Consider the following 25,000-nt stretch of genomic DNA (forward strand, 5'->3'; position numbering starts at 1 on the left):
GACTTTAAATTTGCTATTGCTAGTTGATAGTATAAATATCGTTGATTAGAGTCAAAGTAAGCTCAAGGCAAACGCTGTGCTCTTCTATAGTAGATTGATGATAATTATAAATACCCAGTGAAAAATAGTAGCTCATTTATCCATACTCGCGCTAACAATACTTATTGTTGTGATTCGATAAGGGACTGAACCAATGCCAAACTATCCTGCCAATAAGTTAAGCACCTCCGACCAAACAATAAATATTTTACAGATTACTGATTTGCATTTATCGACGCCTGTCCTTATTGATGAGAGTAATACCTATAGTGATGATATGGCTTGTCAGCGTAGCTTTGAAGCCGTGCTCCAACAGGCACTTAGTGAAGATATTCGCTGTGATTTGATTATTGTGACAGGTGACTTGGTCAATCGAGTAAAGTCTTCAATTTACGATCATATCTTTACTGTATTACAGGCGACTCAGATTCCTTTTGCTTGTATTGCTGGTAATCATGATGTGACGGACGAGAATGGTAAAGACTTGCCGTTTTTTCAACGAGAGCTTGTCGCTCAGTCTGCTGACTCACGTTTGTTAAGTCGTCATGTCATTGAGACTGAATACTGGCAGCTGTTGTTATTAGACTCCTCTATTTCTGGTAAGGTCGCAGGCGAGATTACGCCTACTGATATCAATTGGTTATGTGAGAGACTCAGCACCTGTGATAAGCCCGCATTAATCGCCCTACACCACCATATTGTTCCAGTTGATTCTGACTGGATTGATACCCATATGGCAGAAAACACTGAGAGCTTTTGGCAGCATATGGCGCCATTTGAACAGCTACAAGTGGTGATCAGTGGCCATACTCACCAAGAGCAAGTTCGACTGCGCCAAGGTGTTACAGTCTATAGCACGCCATCTACCTGCTATCAGTTCAAACCCTATGAAGATGATTTTTCTTATGATGAGCATGCATTACCAGGATATCGCTGGTTGCAATTAGCCAACAATGGAACAGTTGCAAGCTGGGTTGAAAGACTGGATACTTGATGCCCAGAATTATTGGGAATAGTATAACCATTAGCCCTTTGTACTTATAGCTTTCGTCAATAATTCCTAATCAAAAATGCAGTGATGAACAAATAAAATATGCATTCAATATAAAAAATCACTTCATTATTATTACAAACAATGATACAACTTATGAAATAAAGCAAGGGTGGCCCAATATCTAATATGAAGCCACTGCACGATAGCTAGGATGGCCCATTAACCACAAGCTCAGTTTTCACAATCACTGACCTACGGCATGCTTTAGACAGTATTATTCAAACCGAAGTTTATATAACAACCTATCTAACAATCGGTATATAACTGTCAAGATATAAAGTCTACGATATTATTTGATCAGCTGTGTTACTTGTATTACCAAGTGGTGAAACGTTTGATAAAAGGACAAATTGTAGCGTTTGTAGCATTAATAACGTCTTGTCTTTTGATACGTCGTTTTATTGAATTAATTTGAAAAAGTAGGATACCCATATGAGCACCCTGACCACGAATCCGAGTGAAGTTAAATTTACTCCTTATGTGCCGGCCAAAGACGAAGAGTATATGTCTGATGCGCAGTTGGAGCACTTTAAGGCTATTTTATTGGATTGGAAAAACCAACTGATTGGCGAAGCGGATCGTACCAAAAACTACATCCAAGATGAGTCAAGCGCCATGCCAGACATCAATGACCGTGCCACTCAAGAAGAAGAGTTTGCATTGGCATTACGTACTCGCGACCGTGAGCGCAAACTTATCCGCAAAATCGACAAATCTATGTTAGAAATCGAAAATGATGACTATGGATTTTGTGAGACTTGTGGTGTAGAGATTGGATTACGTCGCCTTGAAGCACGTCCAACCGCTACTCAATGTATCGACTGCAAAACCTTATCTGAAATCAAAGAACGTCAAAACCAAGGCGCTTAGATCAGATATTACAGATATAAATGTAAGCATAAGCGACCTTATAATAGGTCGCTTTTTGTATTTTAGACTGTCACTATTTTGTTGCGTTACTGACTTTGCTCTGATAAATACAATCGCCTGAATAATGACAGTACTAACAAAACAATCTCATTTAATGAATATCTTTTGATACTTATATTTATTATTCTATCTTTATTACCTTTTATAGACAGCCATTTATTTTGAAAACAATGCCTACAGCTATGCCAAATCAAACGCCACCATCCCAGCCCATTGGCCGCTTTGCGCCTTCACCAACGGGTGAGTTACATCTTGGCTCTCTAACCACCGCGCTTGCCAGCTTTTGCCATATAAAATCAATCGGTGGTAAGTGGCTGTTGCGTATGGAAGATACCGATACTGAACGCTGTGATCGGCAATTCACTGAGCAAATTTTGATGGATCTTGAGGCACTTGGATTACATTGGGATGGTGATGTTATTTATCAGTCTGAGCGCATTGATATCTACAACGATTATCTATCATCATACCTAGGGCCGTTGACCTATGGCTGCCAATGCTCCCGTAAAGACTTAGAACAGTACTGGGCGCAAGAAGGGATAAGTAGAAACCATAGTCTTGCTAGCTTAGCTGCGCTGACCGACCAGACATCGTTAGACGAACAAGTTTCATCAATTGGCCAAGTACAGCCAAATCGGCAGCGCTATCCGCGGCGCTGTGTGGCAGCTGACCTTGATAGACAGCAGCATAAGCTACGTATTCAGCTACCAGACTATCGGATTGGGTTCAATGATGGTATTCAAGGACTACAATGGGATAATCCGCAGCAGACATTAGGCGATATGGTTGCTCGCCGCCAAGATGGTATGATTAATTATATACTGGCAGCCAGCCTCGATGATGGTCTACAGCAGGTTACTCATATCATGCGTGGTCTTGACATCCTACCTATGACGACGGCGCAAATCGGTATCATGCAAGCCGCGCGCCTACCTACTATTGACCAATGGTATCATCTGCCATTGATTAATAATGCTGACGGCCAAAAACTCTCTAAGCAGAACCTTGCTCAACCAATCGACACATCAGATCCGAGCCAACTTATTGCTGAAGCCTTATCACTATTACAGCAACCAAAGGTCGATATCGATACCCCAGAAAACATGCTTAAACAAGCCATTGCTCAATGGGACAATACCCCATTACAAGGCAAGCAACAGTTAAACTTGTCCTATTAATAGGAGTTCAAAAGCTATAAGTAGACAATAAAAAGCGCCACTATGAGTGACGCTTTTATTGCAATAATGCTAGACGCTATTTACCGAAACTCTGAAGCTATGCAAAGACTATTATATATAGAGCCTATTAATAATAACGGCATTGGCTTTTTTCTATTTCAGGGCTTTCTTTATATATCTTTAATAATAGCGCGACCATAACCAAACTAATCAACATAGATGATCCGCCATAACTAAAGAATGGCATAGTCAAACCTTTGGTTGGAATGGCACCCATATTCATCGCAGCGTTAATAATCGTCTGGGCAATAAATACCACACCGATTCCGAAAGCGGTGTAGCTCATGCGCATTTGACGACGTTTTAGCGCGTTGTAACTGATACGCATCGCACTACCGATGATCAACGCTTCAAGTATCAGTACCATGCTGACACCGACGAACCCTAACTCTTCACCCGTAATGGCCAATAAGAAATCCGTGTGCGCCTCAGGCAAATGCGACAGTTTCTGTACACTTTCGCCATAGCCGACACCCGTGAACTGCCCACGACCAAAGGCGATCAAACTACGTGCCAGCTGATAATCGGTATCCTGCACGTCATCAAATGGATCCATAAATGACATCACACGCACCAGTCGGTACTCTGCCGTAGTCACCATCAACACTGCACCGCCAACAGCAGCAGCACCCAAGGCTAAGAAGTGCTTGTAAGGTGCCCCAGCGATATAAAAAATCGCGAACAGCGTACCAATAATGACGACAAAAGAACCAAAGTCTGGCTGCGACAATAGCAGTATCGTGATCAGCGCCACTACCAACATAATTCGTAAGAAACCATCTAGGCCATTACGAACCTCAAAAGATCGACGCACCACAAAGTCAGATACAAACACAATCATGACCAATTTGGCTAACTCGGCTACCTGAAAATTAAAGCCGCCTACTGTAAGCCAGCGTTTGGAGCCATTAATTGGTGTGCTAAACAACGTGGCAACAAGCAATAGCCCCGTGATGCCCAACAAAGCAAACTGGGTCTCAGTTTTATAAAGGGTGCGTAAAGACACGCCATAATAAGGAATGACTGCAACGATTAAACCAATCGTCATATACAACAGCTGGTTTTTGAAAAAATACAGCTCTGTCATACCGCGGCTAAGCGCAAAAGGGATAGAAGCAGAAGCAACCATCAGCAGACTAAGCACCATCATACAGCCGACGCTTGATAATAAAATTGCACGCGCTGACGGCATAGACAGAACCCCGTCTGAGCCAGAGGTTTGCTTGGTTTGGGGCGAGGAACGAAAAAAAGAAGAGAGCGCCATAATTTTATATACACTAACAAACGAAAAAACACGGCGTCTATGAAACGCCACCGTTTAAAAAATCATAAAATAAATCGTACTAGATAGATGGTGATAGAAAGCCTTTAACCCTCGGCAAACGCCTTAGCTAGCACCTATTTCAGTAATCAAGATTATATGCTTGACAGTAGCAGCAATCTATAAGCAAAACAATCATTTATCCAGAAAATACTGGCTGTTGCTAGAGAATAGACATCTGCTATGCCAACCTATATAGCTGCTTAATATATTCGACTACCTATCAAGCTTCTAATTGTGCGGTGTCTAATTGCTTGACCAGTTGGCTAAAGTGTTCACCGCGCGCGGCATAACCACTATATTGGTCAAAGCTAGCACAAGCGGGTGACAGCAATACAGCTTGTACTTGCGATAAACTACTGGTAGTGACTTGTTGGATGGTCGCAAATGCGTTCTCTAGTGTCTGACACTGATGTAGTGCGACATCATCACTCAATTTCGCAGCTCTGAGATGTTGTTCAATCTGCTGACCATCCTCACCAATGAACAAGACTTGGCTCACATATTGATTGATAAAAGGCGTTAATTCACCAAACTGTTGCCCTTTGCCTTGCCCGCCTAGGATCAATAGTAGCTTACCGTCTTTTGGCGCATAGACTGCGCCCAAGCCTTCGATAGCGGCCATGGTCGAACCAATATTGGTGCCTTTAGAATCATTGAAATAATCAATACCAGCAGCATTGGCCACATATTGGCAGCGATGTTCAAGACCTGTGAACTGCTGTAAAGTGGTCAGCATACTCTCTAGCGGCAATCCTGCAAGCTCGCCAAGTGCCAGAGCCGCTTGCGCATTCAGTAGATTATGACGACCTTTAATCAACAGTTTGTCTGCCGACAGTAATCGTTCTGTACCACGAGCAAGATAAGTTTGGCCTTCTGTGTCGGTAATCAGACCATACTGACCTTTATCAGGGGCATGAATACCCGTACTAATTCTCGGTAGGTTGTCTGCGACCAATGGACGAGTGAGTGCATCTTCACGGTTAATCATTACCGACTTTGCACCTTGGAATATACGGTGTTTGGCTTGATGGTAACCGAGCATATCTCCATGACGATCTAAATGATCAGGCGACATATTGAGCACAGTTGCTACTTTTGCGCCCAAGTTGGTGACAGTTTCTAATTGGAAACTAGACAGCTCAAGTACCGCAAGCTCCATATCAGAATTATCTAGCAATGTTAAAGCGGGTACACCGATATTGCCACCAACACCCACGTTAACGCCAGCATCAGCTGCCATTTGACCAACTAACGTAGTGACCGTACTTTTGGCGTTAGAACCTGTAATTGCTACGATGGGTACGGTACACGCTTCGCAGAACAGTTGAATATCGCTAACTACAGGAATATTGGCTTGGCGAGCAGCAGCCACAGCGGTAGTCTCAAGAGAAATACCTGGGCTAATGATAATACGTGCCGCTTGCTGTAATAAATCGGCATCTATCCCACCGAACTGACGAATCTCAATCTCGGCTGGCAACTGATCGGCCAATTTAGGGGTAACTTGAGCATCAGTGACTGCGACTTGATAGCCTTGCTTGGCCAGATAATGCGCGACTGACAATCCAGACTGCCCCAAACCGACCACGACTTGTAGACCACTACCCTTATGAAGTAAGGCTTCTGTTGCTGTATTAGTGGTCATATCTATTCCTTCTATTAAACGAGAAAAGTTGTATCAAATAAATCTGCTGTATAGCGACTCTAATCGACACCGCTAAGATGTGCAGCATCTTAACGCCATCGTTCAGATTTCGGTACTGATTTTTTATGAGTTTATGCTATTATTCGCCTGTTTTTATATTAAGTGGCTAATGCTATAATAGTCAGCTTGATTAATATTTATCAGTATTTTGCTGAGCACATTGCTCAAGCATTTTAGTTTAGCATGTTGTCACATTTATCGCGCTATTGTCACGCCTCTTCATCAACGATTCTCGTTGTGATAAGGGTGTATCAGACAATTTTGATAATTTGACGAGTGATATATCACCTTCTACTACAGCAAGTGATTGCTGACTCTATATATTATTGTAGGTACATCTATCTAGTTGCCTATTTTAAGCAATCTTTTAAAAAATATTTTTAGGTAATTTACTGCCCTTATCATCGTATTGATTATTGATGAGCGTATTTTTGATACCAAAAAAATCAGTAGATACTTCGGTTATTAGTTAGATATCTTCGTTAGATATTTTGGTTATTAGTTTCTCACAATCCAACACAGCAACATGACCTAGTGCATGTTGAAGTAAAAGAAAAATGAATAGCTATTATTAGCGACGCGATCATTTTATAAATGAGTAATGATTACTTTTTTTGCCTCTAACCCTATGTAGTTTACTTATGACATCTTTTATTGATAACTTGCGTGACGAGTGGTTTTCCAATGTTCGCGGTGACGTTTTATCGGGTTTGGTTGTAGCCCTAGCTCTTATTCCAGAAGCCATTGCCTTTTCTATTATCGCTGGTGTCGATCCAAAGGTTGGCTTATATGCCTCATTTTGTATCGCGGTAGTGATCAGTTTTGTCGGTGGTCGTCCAGGTATGATTTCGGCGGCGACTGGCGCTATGGCACTGGTCATGGTCGATTTGGTTGCTGACCATGGACTGCAATATTTGCTTGCCGCAACTTTGCTTTGTGGTGCCATTCAGGTCGTGATGGGCATTCTAAAGCTTGGTAATCTGATGCGCTTTGTTTCTCGCTCAGTGGTTATCGGTTTCGTCAACGCTTTAGCAATATTGATTTTTGCTGCGCAATTACCAGAACTGAACCCCATGACTGAGCGTGTTGGCACGACCGTTTATATCATGACGGCAGCTGGTTTGGCGATTATTTATCTGTTTCCCCTTATTCCTAAAATCGGTCGCATCGTTCCTTCACCGCTTATTTGTATTGTTGGTTTGACCGCTGTTGCAATGTATATGAATCTTGACATTCGCAACGTTGGCAGCATGGGTGATTTGCCAGATTCATTGCCAGTATTCTTGTTGCCTGACATTCCATTAAACCTAAATACCTTGCTGATTATTGCACCATACTCTATCGCGCTTGCCATCGTTGGTCTTTTAGAGTCTATGATGACAGCGACAATCGTCGATGAATTGACCGATACACCAAGTGATAAAAACAAAGAGTGTCGTGGTCAAGGTATGGCTAATGTCGTATCAGGTTTCTTTGGTGGTATGGCAGGCTGTGCAATGATTGGTCAGTCAATGATCAACGTCAAATCAGGTGGTCGTACGCGTCTATCTACTTTGATAGCCGGTGTTGTTCTTCTTATCATGGTAGTATTCTTAAGCGAATGGGTCAGTCAAATTCCAATGGCAGCCTTGGTTGCAGTCATGATTATGGTATCGATTGGTACGTTTAACTGGCAATCTATTCGCGAGTTTAAGACGCATCCAATGTCGTTCAATATCGTTATGCTAGCGACTGTATTGACTACCGTCTTTACTCACAACTTAGCTTACGGTGTCGGCGTAGGTGTCTTACTATCTGCCTTGGCATTTGCCAATAAAATTGGTCAGTTCCTAACCATCTTTAGTGAATATGATGACAGCAGCAACACCCGTTACTATTATGTTCAAGGGCAGGTATTCTTTGCCTCTACCACCCAGTTCTTGCATAGTTTCGATACCAAAGAAGCTGTAGACAGTATTCAGATTGATGTAAGCCAAGCGCATTTTTGGGATGTCAGCGCTGTTGATACCTTGGACAAACTAGTGATGCGCTTGCAACGTGAAGGTATTGATGTCAAAGTGGTAGGACTAAACAATGCGAGTCGAACACTGATTGATCGCTTCTCTGTTCATGACCGCCGAGACATTGGCTTGTTAGACTAAGCGAAACTGCTAAGCGAATCTACGCGGTTGCCATGTGGCTATATTATTAGTCCATGGCTGATGTATAGGATATTAATAGACAGTTATCTTGGTAAAAGGGTTGGATGTATTTTGAATACGCCAACCCTAAACTAAGATAGCCGATTTTTATTATTAAAATGATGTGGTCGTTTTATGAGTAATTTAAAACCAGATAGTGTGATTGCTTGCTTGGACTGTCCTGATCATGTTCAAGCGGTACTAGAGGCCAGTATGTGGGCGTCTATTCGCCTGCGCGCGCCTGTTGGCTTATTGCACTCGATGCCAAGCTTGCAGCAAAAAGCCGCTATTAATTATTCTGGTTGCCTCAATATTGATGATGAGAATGCTTTGCTCGAACAGTTCACATCCAAAGAGCATCTGAGCAACTGTGAGCTAAAAGCACAGGGGCGACTGCTATTATCTCAAGCAACCTCGTATTGTGAGCAGCAACGCCATAAGCTAAAGACATATACACTACATCGTCATGAGAACCTCAATCAGAGCATTGATTACGTCGATGACAAAGCACAAATGATCGTTATAGGTCATCATGTCACCTGCAAATCAACACTTAGCCAACTCATTCGAGTCAGTCACTGCCCCATTTTGGTGACACATGCACCATTTTTGCCCCCTACTACTGCTTTATTTGCGTTTGATAACAGTCCAACGTGCCATAAACTACTAAATTGGCTGTGTAAAACGCCACTGGTGCGTGCACTAACGGTTCATATTGTGATGGTTGGCAAGGAAACTTCTGATAACTGTGATGCATTGCGTGAAGCCTATGCCAAGCTCAAACAGGCGGGTATCAAATCCAAAAAGACATTGCTAGATTGCCGTGATGTCGCGGCAGCTTTGAACTACTATCAAAACCAACATGATATCGGTTTACTTATGACTGGGGCTTTTGGCCAATCTCGTTTACGCGAATTACTACAAGGTAGCGATACAAAAAAGCTATTGGTCAGTACGAAAACTCCTTATCTACTATTTCCTAAAGCCTAACGACGTATATATAAACACGCCCAAACCCTTTATCTATCTAAGCCCAGGGGTCTGACTACTATGTTAGACTCTGCTGCTTACCTCTATTTTCTCTCTACCTTTCCGCCATTCATCTTTGATACGCTTGCATGAAAAGGCCAAGCTAACGACCAAACTCAAGTTAGCAAATCGTCACATGAAATAAAGGGATAGCCTCCCCAAGCACTCAAAAAGTTGGTTATAATAAAGTTTTCGTTAACCAAACGCTAAAGATTGATTCACCTTTATTATGCTTGTAGCGATGGCTCTAATCGTTGCATCGTAGCCCATACTCTATGTTACTACTGTTATTACTTTTTAATGAACAACGCCAATTCTACCTCCCCCCTTGAGTAGGTTGGCACAGTTCTTGAATAACTTACAGTAAGCAAGGCAGAGATATGATGATGCACCATAGTACTTCTATCAATCTGCGGCATCACACAAATAAGGAATTTTTTATGAAGCTAATCACTGCGATCTTAAAACCGTTTAAGCTCGACGACGTGCGTGAAGCGCTTTCCGACATCGGTGTTAAAGGTGTCACTGTCACTGAAGTCAAAGGTTTCGGTCGTCAAAAAGGTCATACAGAGCTCTATCGTGGCGCAGAATACGTGGTGGACTTTTTACCTAAAGTAAAAGTCGAAGTCGCTGTGATCGACGAGATGGTTGAGCCTGCTATCGAGGCAATCACTCGTATCGCTAGCACTGGTAAGATTGGTGATGGCAAGATTTTCGTCACTGCACTTGAGCAAGTTATCCGCATCCGTACGGGTGAAACGGGACCTGACGCTATCTAAATTTGAAAACCTACCTACGGGCATAAACTTATAGGTACAGACTCTTACAGCATTTTTATCTATCGGTAATGCCGATATCTATATTATAAATTCAAGGGGGAATTTAAATGGAAAGTCAAATCTTTGAGCTCCAATATGCGCTTGATACGTTTTACTTTTTGATATGTGGTGCGTTGGTCATGTGGATGGCAGCAGGCTTCACTATGTTAGAGGCCGGACTGGTCCGATCAAAAAACACAGTCGAAATCTTAACCAAAAACATTGCCCTATTTGCAACGGCTAGTATCATGTATATGGTATGTGGCTATGCGATTATGTATGGTGGCGATCTATTCTTAAGCGGAATTGCAGGCGGTGATACGTTAGTAGAAGACGCCCTAGCAGCCTCTGCTGAAAACGGCTTCGGTGGCGACTCTGTCTACTCTGCCGCATCAGACTTTTTCTTCCAAGTGGTCTTTGTAGCGACCTGTATGTCAATCGTATCAGGTGCCGTTGCTGAGCGCATGAAACTGTGGTCATTCTTGTTATTCGCTGTGGTCATGACTGGTGTTATCTACCCATTAGAAGGTAGCTGGACATGGGGCGGCAACGATGTCTTTGGTCTATTTAACCTAGGCGACATGGGCTTCTCTGACTTTGCAGGCTCTGGTATTGTACATATGGCTGGTGCTGCAGCAGCTCTAGCAGGTGTACTACTCTTAGGCTCACGTAAAGGTAAATATGGTCCTAACGGTGAGATACGTGCTATTCCTGGTGCCAACCTACCATTGGCGGCACTCGGTACACTAATCTTGTGGATGGGTTGGTTCGGTTTCAACGGTGGTTCAGTGCTTAAATTAGGCGACATCGCTAGTGCTAACTCTGTTGCAATAGTATTTTTGAACACTAATGCTGCTGCTGCTGGTGGTGCTGTCGGTGCCTTGATCTTAGCCCGCATCATCTTTGGTAAAGCGGATCTAACCATGCTTCTAAACGGTGTACTAGCAGGTCTAGTTGCCATTACTGCTGAGCCTTCAACTCCTTCTGCATTACAAGCCACTATTTTTGGTGTTATCGCCGGTATTATTGTAGTGCTATCTATTTTAGCCTTAGACAAAATCAAAATTGATGATCCAGTTGGTGCAATCTCAGTTCATGGTGTGGTCGGTCTATTTGGTCTGCTAATTGTACCTATTACTAACCCAGCATCTACCTTTATCGGTCAGATTATGGGTGCTGCAACCATCTTTGCTTGGGTATTCATTGCCAGCCTAGTGGTTTGGTCTATCATCAAGCTAGTTATCGGTCTACGTATCTCTGAAGAAGACGAATACGAAGGTGCTGATATTGCAGAATGTGGTATGGAAGCTTACCCAGAATTTATAAGATAAGCTCCTTTTAAGTAAGCTAAAGATTGATGTTAAATGCGCTGATACTACCCACTGTAGTATCGGCGTTTATAATTTTAGTGTTTAAAGTTCTCCCCTGTTGAAGCCATAAGCTTAAATCTAAAACGTAAAAAATCCCGCGAGACCTTTCGGTAACGCGGGATTTTTATGTATTACGCTAAAACTAATTTTTTAGTTTATTTCTTTTTCCACTCTTGGCTACGAGAGAATGGTCCGATATAGCCTTTTAGCTTCAATGTGTTGCCGCTTAAGCTTGCAGTCATACGATAGTCTTTGCCTTTTTCAGGGTCAGTAATCGTACCACCACTATATTTACCACCACCGTCAGCTTTTAGACCTTTAATAATGGTCGTACCAACGTGCTTTTTGCCTTTAGCTGAGTTAGTAGCAATAAGAGTACCGGTCAACACACCATTTGACTCAGTGATCTTTACCGTACCTTTTGGCTTGCCTTCATCATATGTCTGCCAAGTAGTGTTGGCTAATGGGTCAGCGGCGAATGCCATGCTAGCAATACCAATACCAGCAACTGCTAAAGTGGTCTTTGTAAATAATTTCATAGATTGACTCCCTTCATACAATGATTACTCGAAACGTTATGTTTCTGTTGTCCTATGCTTATCCTTTGCTAGAATCTTTCATTACGAGCTTTATGATTTCGACCTTTTTAAATGATAGTTACCATTACAACTTATAAGCTTTTGGTTAAAGATTCAAGCGACACAAGCGATGTCTTAACTCATTATAAGCAATTTTTAGGTTTTGCCTAGTAATTTTTTTACAGTTTCTTATTTCTATAAAAATAAAACCATATCAAAGAGTTACAGAAAAGGATTGTCGATATCTTTATCTAATTGGTCATCATTTTCCTTTGACTTAGCATCATTCTTGCTATATAGATTTTTATCTGCAAATGCTTGTACGATTTTTCCCGATAGCTCATGCAACTGTTGGGCTTGCTTATATCCTAACTCATCAAAAGTGAGATCAATATCACCATATATAATAATCTTGTCTTTTTGATTTTCAATGACAAGATCACCAATCTGCATGCTTTGATGGTCGTTGGCGAATGGCTCAATCATTTGATTATCCTTATTATCAGTAACATTTTATATTTTTCGAAATGTGGATATTTTAGGGGCTTACTTTCAGCTTAAGCCTGCAATTGTGCAATTAACCACTCTAAAATAGCCCAGACAAACAGCATCCACTCAGGCTCCTCCACAGGCGCCTCAGGGGTATCTGAGCTCTCACCCGCCTTCAATGGTAAATCAAACGCTTGAGATTTGGACTGACTATCTAGCATAGGTAATACATCGATGCCAATCTCAGTAGTCAGCTCATCGATACTGATCACATCGATGCGTTCTGACTCATCATTTGGGGCGTAATACACGCCTGCTTGATTGGTTGCTGGGATATATACCGCTTTAAAGAAGTGACTGGGCACAAGGACACGGTTAGCGAGCTGCTTGGTTTTTTTATTAGTAAATGCCACACCTGTGATGGTATACACCTCACCGTATTGCTGCGTTAAATACCGAGTGGCAGATTCAATATTACGCCAGATGTAGCGATTGTTACGTGGTGACTGCGGAGCGATATTGGCCAGACTAAAACTATCATACTGCTGGCTGCGATTGGCCATATTGGCATTGGGTGCCAAATGTCCTCGATCATAACCAGATCCTGAATAATCAGATAATGAGGCTCGTGCTGACTTTGGTAGTTTACTCTCTTCGTGAAAGCTGTCTTCACGATCGATCTGCTTAGCTTGTTGTAGACGCGTGCGATCGAGGTACTCTGCTGACCAGAGCGGTGTACGCGATACCCCCGAGTACATGACCGCAAAGCCATCCATGCATAGTGCTTGTGTGTCTTTTTTTAGCTTGGTATTGGTAAATTCAGGATAAACACCCCCATAAAAAGACTGGCTACACTGGGTCAAATCATCAGCGTGCGCTTGGGTAATACCCGTCGCGACAAGCAATACTGCCATCAGCGCACTATTCTTGCATCCGTACTTAAGCCTACTAAAACTTATCATTCAACTCTCAACCATTTATACTTGCTGTTACATGCTTGCTATCCTAGCAGGCGCTTGCCAATAAAGAAAGATAGCGCGCAAGTCGTGACATTTTAAATGGTATCCGCTATACTTAGGCGTTCAAAAAACGGTGAAGTGGGTGAGTGGCTGAAACCGCACGCCTGGAAAGTGTGTATACGTTCATAGCGTATCGAGGGTTCGAATCCCTCCTTCACCGCCAATCTTATGAAATCTTAGTTTTCCCACCTTGCCCCAATTCCACACATATACCAAGAAAACCCTTTATAAATAACGCGTCTAGCGTTTTTTTTATGCCTGCTGTTTTCCCAGTTCTACCCAATGCGACCCACCTATCACGTTACTTGTGTTGGTCTATTCTTTGGTCTATTATTCATATACATCGTAATTAGACCAACATTCGATCTAGATTTATACGACTTAGACCAACATGATTGCCTTAACGCTTTAAATGTATAGCTCGTAGGTACAAGGAATAGACCAACATGAAGTTGACTGATACCAAAATTCGTAAGCTTAAGCCCACTGATAAATGCACCCCTTCTTGTCCAGACAAATATAGTGATCAACAAGGTTTGCAGTTACTGGTACGTAGTTCAGGTACTAAAACTTGGATAAATGCATATCGCTTTAATGGTCAGCAGAAAAATATAACCCTTGGTACTTATCCTCTTATGTCTCTTTCTGAGGCAAGACAAGCGAATACTGATATCAAAATGCTATTAGCTAAAGGCATAGATCCAAAAGTTAAAAAGCGTCAAGATAAACTGGCTAATATCCACGCGCAGAAATTCAATGACTACGCATTAGATTGGCTAGCTGAACGCAAGCGTAACGTAAAGTCACTTACCTATAAGCAAGACTACAACCGCATGCATAAAGATGTGTTACCAAACTTTGAAGGTATTGCTTTAAAAAATGTAAGCTTTGAAGATTGCCGATCGATGGCAGATGAGATTGAGAAGCGAGTAAACAATAAAGGGGAACCACCACGTGAGGTCACCAGACGCACCATTGATTTGGTTGCTAATGTTTTAAAACGTGCCAAACGTGAACGTATCATTGAGCAAAACCCAATCGACGATCTAAAAGCACTTTACCCTAAAGCCAAAAGTCAGCACATGAAGCATGTAGATATTAATGAGCTACCCGCCCTACTACAAGCTATCGAAGGTTATCATGGTCACGACCAAACTAGATTGGGTATGAAATTCTTAGCCTATTCATTTTGTCGCACCATTGAGCTACGTATGATGAAATGGTCACACATTGATTTTGCTAACCGTTTATGGCGTGTTGATATCGACAATCTTAAAATTGCGCGTAAGCATGTCGTACCACTATCAGATCAAATGCTCGCAGTGCTAGAAGAGATGAAAGCCATCACAGGGCAGTATGAATATGTTTTCTATCACACGGGCATGCATCAGCCGTATAGCGAAGAGTTTATCAATAACGCGCTAGATATACTAGGGTATGCTGGTAAACAGACAGGACATGGCTTTCGCCACATCGCTTCAACCAATCTGAACGAGCTTGGATACATGGGCGATGCGATCGAAAAGCAAATGGCCCATGATAAAAAAAGTAGCATTCGCGCAGTGTATAACCACGCGCAACACTTAGAAGAACGTCGTAAAATCATGCAGGTTTGGGCTGATTTTTTAGACTTACTAAGAGACAAAGGCGAAGTTGTGGACTTCCAAACTGCTCGTCAGCAGATTGAGCATTCATTAGAAAGCAAACGTCCTGACTCATTACAAAATGCTGATAAGCAATCCTTGATTAAAGCCTTGCTAAACCAAGGGCTTACAGTAGATGATTTGCAAGGTTATATTGTTAATAGTTAGATAGTATAAACAGCCTAAAAAATTAGCGAAATTTCCCTGTCTTATCTGCAATAAATTGTGCATTAAAGTCAGCTGGGCTCTGTTCATCTATAGTCTGCTCATCACGGCTTTCTTGAGGATAGAATGGCTTTACTGGCCCACTGTTCTGATTTGTTTCAACAGTAACATTTAATGCGTATTCATCAATATGAATTTTCGAATGACCTAACATCCCGTCACCACATGTACTACTTGGATTTTCTTGAACTTCAATTAATGAAGTATCCTCAGACCTAGCTTCTGTCTCACCATCTTCCTTTTGCGAGCTAGAGGGCTGCGTTTGAGGAATGCTATCAAAAAAAGCATCTTGATTAGGAAAGGATGAATTTAGCCGAATTTCTTGATTTCGTGTCTGATTATAAGCTGACTCAACCAACTCATTTAAGATATCTTGCTGTGTCTTGCCATGACTCTTAGCAAGGTATCTTAGGTTCTCTTTATTCTGTTTCGTCAGCTCTAAGCCAGTCTGTTTAATTTTCTTAGCCCTATCACGAGAATTTTTCGAGTTACAAGCATCTTTTATTTTCTTTATAAACTCTTCTCTTGTTTGCTCATCAACTTTACCATTTAATTGCGCAAGATTGTTGCTACCCCATAGTTTCTCAAAATTCCAGTAATCAAGAACCGCTAGAATGTAATTCGACTTATCGCTTGTTGAATCAAAGCTAATGTCTTGGGTGTATTTCAATATAGATATGATCGGTACCTTATCTTTTATATAGTTATACGCATGCTCTACATTTTTATTATCACGTAAAAACGCTACCGATCTTTTATCTATTTTTGATTGCATGTAAATTTTTTCTAGTCTTTTAAAAGACTCTATGCTATCTAGTTTTCTTTGTTTATAAACTGGACCTATAAAATTTATAGCATTGTTCCTTATAGCTATGTTTGAATTGTATATCAAGTCATGTGAAAAATTTCTAATATCAATTTTATTACTGATTGGAGGCATGCCGTTTGTAAATCTATTACAAACTATTTTTAACCATAGCGAAGCTCTGTCATCTTTGTAAAACCAACCAACGTACTGAAAAGGGGTCAAAATACGTGGAGTATTCTTCAGCATAGCTTCAATCTCTCTTTTACTTTTACTTGAATCCTCCAGTAACTCAATCAAGATATCTTTATAAAATTTAGGTTCTCTAGGCACTGGATATGTAAACCCTTCATAACTCATTCTATAGTTATATATATGCCAGTAAGTTTCATATTCATTGGAACCCTTAACTATTTTTCCTATTATTGAATGATTATCATTATAATCTATAGTTGGTTGCATCATTGTCTCTTCATAATGAGTGAAATTATATCATCAGTATTACATCATAAAACCGTCATTTTATCGTTAGTATGGATGTATATTATACCAGCAAATATATACTATAAAACCATCTATCACTAGAGATTTTAGAAATACTCTATCAGCTAACTCCATCTTCATCATCTTCCTCAAAATGCAGTGATTCGCTGTATTGTATTGTTCATAAACCCAAGCGTGGCTTGCATAAAACTATGATCTATATACCCTCAAAATGTTGGTACTATATTATAAGTCATATTAAGTACTACTTAACTAAAGCGGATCGTATCCGCACTCAGTAGTAAAAAAATACACAACCCTATGAATATATGTAATACCCATTCAACTTTATATTCATAGGAAATCAAGCCATGATCTACTCACCTGTTAACCACTCACAACTTATCTCTAACGTCGACAGACTGGTTAGAGATGTACTGTTCGGTACGATCAGTTTTCAACAAATCAAAAGTCGATTGAACGAGCTCTATTACTCGTTCATTATTAGCTTTGATCCTGAATTTAAATATTTAAAACCAATCCAAGCATTTATAGAAAGCACTAATATAATTGTTGGTGATGCTTATCCTTATAACGTATTTTGGGATAATGAAAAGACAGTACAATTTATTCAGTTGCTGTTAAGTCATGAGAAGACAATTAGAAAAGACTATAGTGCGTGGCGTTATCAGAGTCATCAAAACGGTAAGCGTTTAGAGAATAATGTTCGAACTCTAATCTCAAATTACTCAAGATTATTATTTGTTAGAGTGGATTTAAAATACATACAAGAAAACAGCCATCACATTACTATTCGTGATTTCGATTTTCATATGAAAAAATTAAGAGAGGCTATCCATAATGGCGATACTTGTTTTACGCATTTATTGAGGTACGCTTGGTCGTTAGAACAGGGTGAGGAAAATGGTGGCTTTCACTGTCATTTGCTATTGATCTTTGATAGCTCAAAACATTACCAGGACAATTATTTGGCTGATCAAGTTGGACAAAAATGGCGAGATATAACTGATGACGTTGGATATTGCTTTGTCTTAAATACTAGGGAGTATAAGGAAGGACTTGCGCGCTACGGTAAACTTGGTATTGGAATGATTCATCGTAATAACTTACAAGAAGTCGAGAATGCGGTTAATGCTGCCTTGTACTTAACCGGTCCTGACAAGCCTGATGGTAGCTATCAGCGTCTTAAAGTGTCTTTACCGAATATGAAGTCCTTTGGGCAAAGCATGATTCACTAGCTCATTAAGAGCGATGTTAGACACATTTACAGTATAGATGCACCTTAATACCAAAATAATCTCAGATATACAGTATCGCCATGAGATGAGATAAGAAGCCATCGCTGTCTTATCCATCTATCCCTCAACGTCTAATCAAGGCCTGCTTTAAAGCAGGCCTTTTTTATGCGCTACTATCAAGGAGATCCTATGAAACCCATCTGTCCGAGCTGTCACTCAGCCCATGTTATAGAAAATATAGATACCAATACACAGAGTATGGCAGAGCATCTGTTCTCACCTAAGCTATTAGTCAGTCTTGGTGTTAGCGTCTGCAAGTACTACAAGATCAACCCTATGATTGGCATGGTTGCAGGCGGTGCTATTGCTACTGTGATCAATCTGGCACAACAAAAGCTGATCCAACCACCACTCATTAAAGCGGTTCTTACACCGCGCTATTTATGCAATACCTGTCAGCACACCTTCAGTATCTGATCTCCTCATTTATTTAGTCCTTCACTTATCAAACCACTTATTTTATCGAACCATAAAGGAGCAATAACATGGCACATTTAATCGAGAGCATGGCATACGTTGGTGAAACCCCTTGGCATGGCTTAGGTAATGAACTGGCTCCCAAGCAGCCTATCGATGTCTGGGCAAAACAAGCCGGTATGGACTGGCGTATTGAATCATCGGACGTCAGCTACATGGCAAACAATGATAAAGGGCATAATCTGATCTTGCCCTTTGCAGAGCAAAAGGTGTTATATCGTAGCGATAACTTTGAGCCGTTATCGGTAGTCAGTCAGCGTTATCAGGAAGTACAGCCGCGTGAGATTTTAGAGTTTTATCGTGATCTCACCGAGCAGTCTGACTTTGAGTTGGAAACCGCAGGTGTGCTTAAGGGAGGTCGTAAGCTCTGGGCATTGGCTCGTACAGGCCAGTCAGCAACACTTAAGGGTAAGGATGTCAGTAATGGGTACTTGTTATTAGCAACCGCTTGTGACGGTACGCTAGCAACCACCGCTCAGTTCACCTCCATCCGTGTGGTGTGTAATAACACGCTTGCTATTAGCTTAGCTAACGGAAGCGGAGGGGTAGTGAAAGTACCACATAGTACTTCATTTGATGCGGACAAGGTTAAGCAGCAATTAGGTGTGTCGGTGAAGCAGTGGGAGGAGCACAGCTACGAGATGAAGCAATTGTCAGAGCGACGAGTCACTCAAGCAGAAGCGGCTAACTATCTTAGCCGTGTGTTCAACGATCAGGACAATGACATCATTCTGTTTAATAGCGCTAAGAAAGAGAAAGACGCTGTGCCCAATGCTAAAGCGATGAATCAGGTGATGAACATGTTTAACGGTCAAGGTCGCGGGGCGGATCTTGATGCTGCCAAAGATACCGCTTATGGTTTGCTATGCAGTATCACTGAATACGTCGATCACGAACGTAGGGCGATGTCGCGAGACCATAGATTAGACGGTGCTTGGTTTGGCTCTGGCGCTAAGCTTAAGCAAAAGGGTCTAGAGGAATCGCTACTGATGCTGGCTTAACCAGCCACGTTTAAAGTCTGACAATACAATCAACCACGCCTTCGAGCGTGGTTTTTTATGTCGCTTATTTCATTGAATCCCAATAGTCAATTTATCTAAGGAATTTGCCATGAACATGATCGCATTAAACAGGTCTACTCAGCCAAGACAAGCCAAACGTACCACCGTGAAGTTTAAATCATCAGTAGTGAAAACGAAGCAAAGCGATACTGCTGACAAACCTACCCAACTGAACACATCAACCACTGCTAAGCGCTTGGTTAACACAAAAAACTTAAGCCGTGAGGACTGGCTACAGTTTCGTAAGCAAGGCATTGGCAGCTCGGATGCCGCTGCCGCTTGTGGTATTCATCCTTATTTATCGATGCTTGAACTATGGATGATCAAGACTGGTCGTATGACTTCAAACATCGATGAGAGCATCGAAGGTTATTCACCTTTGTACTGGGGCAATACCTTAGAGCCGATGGTCGCTAGATACTACCAAGAACACACTGGTAATAAAGTACGCCGCGTCAATGCCATCTTGCAGCATCCTGATCCTGACAAGCACTTTATGCTAGCAAACCTAGACTATGCCATCATTGGCAATGACGAGGTACAGATTCTAGAGTGTAAAACTGCTGGTGAACATGGTGCCAAGCTATGGAAGCATGGCGTGCCGTTGTATGTGACATGCCAAGTGCAACATCAACTGGCTGTTACTGGCAAACAAGCGGCGCATATCTGCGTGCTACTTTGTGGACATGAGGCTAAGATTTATAAGGTTGAGCGTGATGAGCGCTTGATTGAGTCCATCATGGAGCATGAACGTCTTTTCTGGCAGTACGTGGAGACAGATACGCCACCAACCCCTGATCATTCAGAATCCGCAGCGAGAGCATTAAAGCAGCTTTATCCAACCGCTAAGCCGTCCAGCAAGGTTGATCTAACGGATGATGATGGTGCTAACAAATTGTTTGAGCAATTGCTTAGCTACCGCGACTACATGCAGGAGCTAGAAGAGCGTCATGATCAAGTGAAGCACCAGCTGCAAACACTGATTGCTGATAATGAAGTCGCTGTGTTCGATAAAGGTGCAATTTCTTGGAAACGCTCGAAAGATAGTTTTGGCTTGGATAGTAAGGCCGTTATCAAAGCACATCCTGAGCTATTAGCTAAATTCAGTAAAACTAAGCAAGGTAGTCGCCGCTTCGTCATCTTAAACGACTAAGCCGAAACCTACTAAACTTAACCAAAATAAGCGCATAACCGCCCACCCTAATCGGTGGGCTTTTTTATGGCTAAACACATTTTATTAAACCTATAAGGAATATCACCATGATTAAAGGTCTCACGATAACCCCACCAGTTTTAGGTCGTATCAGTATTGGACGTGTTATTCAAAAGGACGGCAAGCGTCTGCCTGCTAAGGACGATCAATTCACTATCACCAGCCAAGTTCAAAACAAGGATGGCTGGATCAATCATCCGCTTGATGAAAAGCTACGCGCAAATAATGACGGTAAGCTAAGACATATACCGGTACGCATGTTGTTTAATGATCCTGAGCTAAACCTTCGTGCTGAGTACACGCTGTTCGATAGACAAACAGGTCGTCCATTATGTGTGGGTGACGGTGAGCAATGTCAGCGCAGAACCAATAATGGTGTCGAGCAGCTTCTTTGCCCATCACCTGATCGCTGTCCATTGGCACAAGGCGGGGCTTGTAAGCCGTATGGCAGACTGTACGCAAATCTGAGTGAAGACGATGAGCTGGGTACGTTTATCTTTCGAACGACTGGCTTTAATAGCATCCGTACCTTGGCAGCACGTTTAAACTACTTTGCAGCAGTATCAGGTAATAAGCTGTCATGTTTACCACTACAACTCACACTCAGAGGTAAAAGCACGACGCAAAGCTATCGCACACCAATTTACTTTGTGGATTTGACACTACGTGATGATGTGACGTTGAAGCAAGCGGTACAAGATGCTGGGGTCATTGATGCAGAGTTAAGTGAACACGGTTTTGACCAAGCAGCGCTAGAAGTAGCTGCTAAGCAAGGCTATGTTAATTCCTGTTTTGAGGTTGATAGCGACGGCCTACTTGATGTGGCTGAAGAGTTTTATCCCATAGAGACAGATGAGGCTGACAGTAGTCATCAAGTAGGGTCACAAAATGCTATCGCTCCCTACAATGTCGGTAATATTGAAAGAAGTTTAAGAGAGAGTGTGACAGCTATAAGTTAAAACAGTGGTAAGGATAGACGGCATAATAAAGGAGTTGATTATTCAGCTCCTTTTTATGTTGTATACCTGGCCAGTCATTGGACTACATGGGATGCCGTAAAAAAATATGGGACTCCGTAACTGTATGAGAAGAAAGATTCTCATTAACTTACAAAGGAGATAATCATGCAATTATTAAATGCGAATACACAACAAAATGCATCAACAGCTAGCACTTTACAGATACCTCGCATGATACCGCTCAAGCAGGTAATGCATTATACAGCGCTTAGCAGTACTACGATTTATGAGATGGTCAATAAAAAATCTGATCGTTACGATCCAACATTCCCTGTTCAAGTAAAGCTATCAAAGGGACGTGTAGCATGGGTAGAAAGTGAAGTGGCTGATTGGATTGAGAGCAAGATGGCTGATCGGATTCACTGATCAAGGATAGAAAATAAGCCGCACTACGCGGCTTATTTTTTTGTCTTCTTTTTAATCTCATATTTTAGTAGCATGCTATATAGAACATAGCTGTAACTATGAGTATAAAACGAGCAGACACGGACTTCTACTATGGATTTAAGACAAGAAATGGCCTTAGATATTGCTGCTGCATTGTCTAAAAGCCACTCAAAAAAAATTACCAAGCAGACTATCAGATATATGCAAAGTTTCGATACTGCTCTAGATATGGGCTATCTCAGAAATTTATGGGATGATGTCTGCTATCAACGTCAAAAAGAGCAAGCCCCTTTCTGGAGTTACTATGACGATATGATTCTACAGTCTGTCTCATCAAAGCTTGAAAAGCTCAGTCAGCATGAGATCTATGCTATATGGCTACAAGATCCTAGTTTATACTATCAATTAGACGATATAGACATTGGCAAAGAGCATATAGATAAAAGCCCACCTTACTGCGTAGATGATATATCACGATACATCATGAACGAATATATTTACAGAGAGGCAGAGAGCTGGCGGAATGACAGACTTAGACAACTACTAGGTTACTTTTGAAGTATTCTAGGTAGCCAAACCTAGCTATTCTTAGCTGTTTTTAGCTATTCTTAGCTATTTGGAAGATGCCAAGACCAACCTTCAGAAACGACTAAACCATCACGGCGCATCTTCTGCAATAGATTACGCACCTTATTTTTACGCTGCTTATCATCTAGTACTTGCGGCAACTTATTAGCCAGCATCTTATCAAAGTCAGCTAGTCTACCTCGTTCAAACGTCTTGAGGTACTCTATAATCAAGCTTTGATAATGCATATACTCCGCCTGCTGCTCAGTATGCTTGGCAACATCAGCGGCGATAATATAGCTATTTTTGCGCCCTTCTATCAATGACTTTTTACGTAGCGTATCAACTTCGTTTTCAGTGATCGCCTGCCCCTTTTGCACTTTATCAAGCGCTATAATATCGTGTAGTGTGAGATTATCCACGCTTGCTAACTGCTTGGCGTACTCTTGATCAAGCACTTTACCAGTGAACTTCACTCGCACCCTATTGTCTGATAGGTCATAATCTGGCAAAGGGAAAAAACGCTTGTACTGAATCTGATACATTTTTTTGATGCCACTACCGATGGTATCCATCATATTTAAATTGACCATGGCATTGACCAAAAATGGATTGCGATAGCTCGTTTCAGGCGCATCTTGCAGCAAGACGCTCTCAATAGTTTTAGAAACAAACGTATCGCTTTACGAGTAATCTGACCGCGAACGTAGCCGAATTTCTTGCCAGCCAAATACGCGCCATTGGTAAGTGTAGATATACGCTGATTGATATCTTCTATACTATGAAAGCTATATTTAAACTCAAGCCATTTTTGTTCGGTTGATTGTGGAGTAATTAGATGTTTTTTGAAATCATAAAATAGCTATTTATTAGTCAGTATGCGTACTACTCCTACGACAGTTCTTCTTAATGAACTAAGTGCAATAGCCTTTCTTTTATCTCTTTTACACCTAACCTCAAATCCACAGTCGCAAATTGTATCTTATGTCCTTGTATTACGACATAGCTGTTAATATCTCGATCTGTTAAAGGATAAAGTAACAGACCAGTAGCGTTATTATTAATTGATGTTTCTTTACCATCACTTTCTTGTGATCTTAAATAAGCATATATTTGATAAATATTTTCACTATTTAAACTATTGTATTCTCTATCTGGATAACTACGAATTTTTGTTATTTTACTAAATTTCGTGTCTATAACTATACGATGTTTTGTTCTTATATTATCTATTATGATATCAGTTTTCATACTAGGAAAATGAACATCGTTATCTAGCTTCTTAGTGATGAATTGCCATTTTTTTTCTTTTCCTTTAGTTACTTTCCAACTCTCCTTTGGTAGAGTAAATTCATAAAGTCCCGCAATGCCGTTTTGAAAAAGGAGTCGAAGCCATTCCTTTTTAGCTCTATTAGGTTGATACAATTGTATTGTACCCTCATCTTCAGTCGGAAAAGCTATGTCAAAAGCTAAGCGTGCTGCGATGACCATTGGCTTGTCTCTAATATCATGATTTCCAAAACGTTCAGTTGGCACCTTGTGATGAGCAACATGTACTCGACTAACTCCCATATGCTTTAATTGCATATCCAATAATCGACATTTTTTCGCTATTTTAGTGTTTTTGACTATCTTAGCAATGCGCTTGAGAGCAGCACGCACATATCTATTACGGGGTGTGTCAACATTTAACTCATCAAAATAGCAGGCTACTTTTCCTCGCTCTAGCAACATATGCCTTTCAGTATTGAGCAAGTCTATTCTTCCACGTACTCGATCAAGCACATTGAATTGAGTCTGATAACCGTAGCTTAAGTTTTGCTGAATACGCTGTTTAACTCTCTTGCAAAGTATTTGTGCTATTAAGTCTGGAATGTCTTCAGGATTATCTTCAACTGCGACATGATCGATGCCAAGTTCTTTATATGAATCTGATGCATATAGTATAAGAACCCAAAGATTACGAATGGGTATGCCATCTATATATCTATTGTTCTTATCAGAAGCACTTGACTGATTATCCATCAT

At 41.2% G+C, this 25,000-nt stretch carries 23 protein-coding genes and 1 tRNA gene; 16 read left to right on the forward strand and 8 right to left on the reverse strand.

Going from position 1 to position 25,000, the window contains the following annotated elements; all coding sequences use genetic code 11:
- The first annotated feature begins 193 nt into the window (after positions 1-193).
- From I3249_RS03740 to gluQRS, 3 genes are all read left to right on the forward strand, one after another.
- Positions 194-1,033: a metallophosphoesterase gene (locus I3249_RS03740; protein ID WP_238068651.1), complete on the forward strand. Its 840-nt coding sequence runs from the start codon at positions 194-196 to the stop codon at positions 1,031-1,033.
- 492 nt (positions 1,034-1,525) lie between these two features.
- Complete coding sequence (dksA, locus tag I3249_RS03745; RefSeq protein ID WP_057762021.1) at positions 1,526-1,963, forward strand: RNA polymerase-binding protein DksA; 438 nt, start codon at positions 1,526-1,528, stop codon at positions 1,961-1,963.
- Positions 1,964-2,205: 242 nt separating this feature from the next.
- Positions 2,206-3,201 (forward strand): tRNA glutamyl-Q(34) synthetase GluQRS, encoded by a 996-nt coding sequence (gene gluQRS / locus I3249_RS03750; protein ID WP_238068652.1) that lies wholly within the window; start codon positions 2,206-2,208, stop codon positions 3,199-3,201.
- A 127-nt stretch (positions 3,202-3,328) separates the two neighbouring features.
- On the opposite strand, the gene I3249_RS03755 is transcribed toward gluQRS, so the two are convergent.
- A complete protein-coding gene (locus tag I3249_RS03755) occupies positions 3,329-4,525 on the reverse strand; it encodes a putative peptidoglycan glycosyltransferase FtsW (protein WP_182176715.1) in 1,197 nt (398 codons plus the stop codon).
- A 280-nt stretch (positions 4,526-4,805) separates the two neighbouring features.
- Positions 4,806-6,230, reverse strand: coding sequence for a UDP-N-acetylmuramoyl-L-alanine--D-glutamate ligase (murD, locus tag I3249_RS03760; protein WP_238068654.1), 1,425 nt, complete (start codon positions 6,228-6,230; stop codon positions 4,806-4,808).
- A gap of 701 nt (positions 6,231-6,931) precedes the next feature.
- On the opposite strand from murD, the gene I3249_RS03765 reads away from it, so the two are divergent.
- The 4 genes from I3249_RS03765 (at position 6,932) to I3249_RS03780 (ending at position 11,648) form a co-directional block, all read left to right on the forward strand.
- The gene (locus tag I3249_RS03765; RefSeq protein ID WP_238068657.1) at positions 6,932-8,431 is read left to right on the forward strand and encodes a SulP family inorganic anion transporter; all 1,500 of its coding nucleotides are present in this window, start codon (positions 6,932-6,934) and stop codon (positions 8,429-8,431) included.
- A 174-nt stretch (positions 8,432-8,605) separates the two neighbouring features.
- Positions 8,606-9,460: a universal stress protein gene (locus I3249_RS03770; protein ID WP_057762029.1), complete on the forward strand. Its 855-nt coding sequence runs from the start codon at positions 8,606-8,608 to the stop codon at positions 9,458-9,460.
- 479 nt (positions 9,461-9,939) lie between these two features.
- Positions 9,940-10,278 carry a P-II family nitrogen regulator gene (locus I3249_RS03775; RefSeq protein WP_010197981.1) on the forward strand — a complete coding sequence of 113 codons (339 nt, stop codon included), beginning with the start codon at positions 9,940-9,942 and terminating at the stop codon, positions 10,276-10,278.
- Between the two features lie 107 nt (positions 10,279-10,385).
- A complete protein-coding gene (locus I3249_RS03780) occupies positions 10,386-11,648 on the forward strand; it encodes an ammonium transporter (RefSeq protein ID WP_238068659.1) in 1,263 nt (420 codons plus the stop codon).
- A gap of 194 nt (positions 11,649-11,842) precedes the next feature.
- Here the strand turns inward: I3249_RS03780 and I3249_RS03785 are convergent, their stop codons facing one another.
- The 3 genes from I3249_RS03785 to I3249_RS03795 form a co-directional block, all read right to left on the reverse strand.
- On the reverse strand, positions 11,843-12,226 hold the full coding sequence (locus tag I3249_RS03785; RefSeq protein ID WP_101205965.1) for a DUF2147 domain-containing protein: 384 nt from the start codon (positions 12,224-12,226) through the stop codon (positions 11,843-11,845).
- A gap of 261 nt (positions 12,227-12,487) precedes the next feature.
- On the reverse strand, positions 12,488-12,751 hold the full coding sequence (locus tag I3249_RS03790; RefSeq protein WP_238068661.1) for a hypothetical protein: 264 nt from the start codon (positions 12,749-12,751) through the stop codon (positions 12,488-12,490).
- Positions 12,752-12,822: 71 nt separating this feature from the next.
- The gene (locus I3249_RS03795) at positions 12,823-13,668 is read right to left on the reverse strand and encodes a DNA/RNA non-specific endonuclease (protein WP_238068664.1); all 846 of its coding nucleotides are present in this window, start codon (positions 13,666-13,668) and stop codon (positions 12,823-12,825) included.
- 177 nt (positions 13,669-13,845) lie between these two features.
- Between I3249_RS03795 and I3249_RS03800 the strand changes: the two genes are divergently transcribed.
- Both I3249_RS03800 and I3249_RS03805 read left to right on the forward strand, forming a co-directional pair.
- Positions 13,846-13,936, forward strand: a tRNA-Ser gene (locus I3249_RS03800).
- 283 nt (positions 13,937-14,219) lie between these two features.
- Complete coding sequence (locus tag I3249_RS03805) at positions 14,220-15,584, forward strand: integrase arm-type DNA-binding domain-containing protein (protein ID WP_238068667.1); 1,365 nt, start codon at positions 14,220-14,222, stop codon at positions 15,582-15,584.
- Positions 15,585-15,606: 22 nt separating this feature from the next.
- On the opposite strand, the gene I3249_RS03810 is transcribed toward I3249_RS03805, so the two are convergent.
- Positions 15,607-16,911 carry a hypothetical protein gene (locus tag I3249_RS03810; protein WP_238068670.1) on the reverse strand — a complete coding sequence of 435 codons (1,305 nt, stop codon included), beginning with the start codon at positions 16,909-16,911 and terminating at the stop codon, positions 15,607-15,609.
- Positions 16,912-17,300: 389 nt separating this feature from the next.
- Between I3249_RS03810 and I3249_RS03815 the strand changes: the two genes are divergently transcribed.
- The 7 genes from I3249_RS03815 (at position 17,301) to I3249_RS03845 (ending at position 22,963) form a co-directional block, all read left to right on the forward strand.
- Positions 17,301-18,188 carry an inovirus-type Gp2 protein gene (locus tag I3249_RS03815; protein WP_238068672.1) on the forward strand — a complete coding sequence of 296 codons (888 nt, stop codon included), beginning with the start codon at positions 17,301-17,303 and terminating at the stop codon, positions 18,186-18,188.
- A gap of 189 nt (positions 18,189-18,377) precedes the next feature.
- A complete protein-coding gene (locus I3249_RS03820; RefSeq protein ID WP_238068674.1) occupies positions 18,378-18,665 on the forward strand; it encodes a hypothetical protein in 288 nt (95 codons plus the stop codon).
- Between the two features lie 68 nt (positions 18,666-18,733).
- Complete coding sequence (locus tag I3249_RS03825) at positions 18,734-19,726, forward strand: DUF932 domain-containing protein (protein ID WP_238068675.1); 993 nt, start codon at positions 18,734-18,736, stop codon at positions 19,724-19,726.
- 109 nt (positions 19,727-19,835) lie between these two features.
- Positions 19,836-20,939, forward strand: coding sequence for a lambda-exonuclease family protein (locus I3249_RS03830; RefSeq protein WP_238068676.1), 1,104 nt, complete (start codon positions 19,836-19,838; stop codon positions 20,937-20,939).
- 107 nt (positions 20,940-21,046) lie between these two features.
- Entirely contained in the window at positions 21,047-21,958 is a 912-nt protein-coding gene (locus tag I3249_RS03835; RefSeq protein ID WP_238068677.1) for a hydrolase or metal-binding protein, read from the forward strand.
- A gap of 165 nt (positions 21,959-22,123) precedes the next feature.
- A complete protein-coding gene (locus I3249_RS03840) occupies positions 22,124-22,384 on the forward strand; it encodes an AlpA family phage regulatory protein (RefSeq protein ID WP_238068678.1) in 261 nt (86 codons plus the stop codon).
- A 132-nt stretch (positions 22,385-22,516) separates the two neighbouring features.
- Complete coding sequence (locus tag I3249_RS03845; protein WP_238068679.1) at positions 22,517-22,963, forward strand: hypothetical protein; 447 nt, start codon at positions 22,517-22,519, stop codon at positions 22,961-22,963.
- Between the two features lie 50 nt (positions 22,964-23,013).
- Here the strand turns inward: I3249_RS03845 and I3249_RS03850 are convergent, their stop codons facing one another.
- Both I3249_RS03850 and mcrC read right to left on the reverse strand, forming a co-directional pair.
- On the reverse strand, positions 23,014-23,631 hold the full coding sequence (locus I3249_RS03850) for an ATP-binding protein (protein ID WP_346268577.1): 618 nt from the start codon (positions 23,629-23,631) through the stop codon (positions 23,014-23,016).
- A gap of 247 nt (positions 23,632-23,878) precedes the next feature.
- A complete protein-coding gene (gene mcrC / locus I3249_RS03855) occupies positions 23,879-25,000 on the reverse strand; it encodes a 5-methylcytosine-specific restriction endonuclease system specificity protein McrC (protein WP_238068681.1) in 1,122 nt (373 codons plus the stop codon).

Source organism: Psychrobacter sp. Ps1 (assembly GCF_022129425.1).
GTDB lineage: Bacteria > Pseudomonadota > Gammaproteobacteria > Pseudomonadales > Moraxellaceae > Psychrobacter.